The sequence below is a fragment of the thiotrophic endosymbiont of Bathymodiolus puteoserpentis (Logatchev) genome (assembly GCF_900127505.1).
Classification (GTDB): domain Bacteria; phylum Pseudomonadota; class Gammaproteobacteria; order PS1; family Pseudothioglobaceae; genus Thiodubiliella.
This window is the reverse complement of sequence record NZ_UEXF01000081.1, coordinates 1-1,350: the sequence shown is the minus strand read 5'-3', so window position 1 is coordinate 1,350 and position 1,350 is coordinate 1. Positions and strand designations below refer to the sequence as shown.

Annotated in this window: 1 protein-coding gene and 1 pseudogene; both read right to left on the bottom strand. The window is 32.2% G+C overall.

Translation table 11 applies throughout. The features are described 5' to 3' along the window. Positions 1-9: 9 nt before the first annotated feature. Positions 10-894: a type II CRISPR-associated endonuclease Cas1 gene (gene cas1 / locus BHECKSOX2_RS10120; RefSeq protein ID WP_139683469.1), complete on the bottom strand. Its 885-nt coding sequence runs from the start codon at positions 892-894 to the stop codon at positions 10-12. Further along, positions 887-1,350: pseudogene (locus tag BHECKSOX2_RS10115) on the bottom strand (type II CRISPR RNA-guided endonuclease Cas9); the annotation flags it as partial. The pseudogene BHECKSOX2_RS10115 and the gene cas1, both read right to left, overlap by 8 nt.

The following is a 1,350-nucleotide window of genomic DNA, read 5'->3' as shown; positions in this document are numbered from 1 at the left end:
CTCCAAACATTATTTTTTTGGATAGACCAGTCGTTTACTTTCTTTGGCAAAATTGCGTTTTAAATCTGCCATTAAATAATGCACAGATATCATTAGTGGTATTTGCTTATTTTTGAATTTAACATTTTCGCTAATTAAATTTAAAAAAGGAATTTTGACTCCTTTGGTGATATTGATATTTGCATTCTCTTGATATAATTTATAGACTATGCTATCCACCCAAGGGCGAAACGGCTCCATTAAATCATCTGCTAAGCACAAACCATTATACTGATTATGGTGAAACAACCCAATGGCAGGATGTAAACCACTTGCTACAATGCTTCTGGCAATCATTGCCCGAATAATTGAATAGCCATAATTTAGAATGGAATTGATTCCGTCTGCATTTTGATCGCGCAAAAAATCTTTACCAAATAAGGCTTTCCAATAATATTGTGCAGCCTGAGCTTCGCAATTTGTTATATCACCTGATTTCACCTCCTTTGCCAATTTTTCTAAACGCATAAAAGGTTTGTCAAACTGTTTGAGTGTGTTGACTTGATTTCTGATTTTTTGTTGTATGATTTGTTTCCATAAATTTTTACGCACAGGTTCAGTGATATTAATTTGTTGTTTAAGGATTTTTTGATGTAGATTATTACCCTCGGAAATTGGTAAAAGAGTAGAATATGGCAAATGTCTTTCATCACAAAAAATAACAGCTGTGTTGTTCTCTTGGCATTCAATAATTAAAGGCTGAGTAATCGTGATGGCACTATGCTCTAAAATCAATACTCCAATATCCTCTATGGGGACTTGAGCAACCACTTCGTGTGCTTGCTCAATAATCAATTGTTTGTTTTTGAGGTGCAAATAACTTGGTTTTGATACCTCGATAATTCGTTTAATCATCGATCAAACCACCTATAGCATTCAATTTGTGTAATTTAATTTCATATTCATCAAAATTTTCTTTATTAATAGCAATAGACAATTTTTCATCCTTATTTTTTAATGTTGAGGCAGTATTTAATCTTAATGTTACAGTTCCAGTCATATTAATTTTTTGAACTCTATAAAATATTCTTTCACTATTTTCTTTGCCTATGCTAACAGTATTATTAATATGTAAAGCCATTAAAAATTCCCATTCATCTCCATGGTTAGTTTTGATCATAGGTTGTTTTGGCAGATTAATACCCTTTACTCTGTGCGATGCTTCCAGCATCGTTACAAATGCACCTTTAATCTCCCCTGTCTTAACATTGCGAATAATTTCCACATGGTGAGTATTGCCATACGACATATATTTAAAAATCTTACCTGATTTGTCTTTAACACCAAATTTACTTTGTTGCAAAATATCTT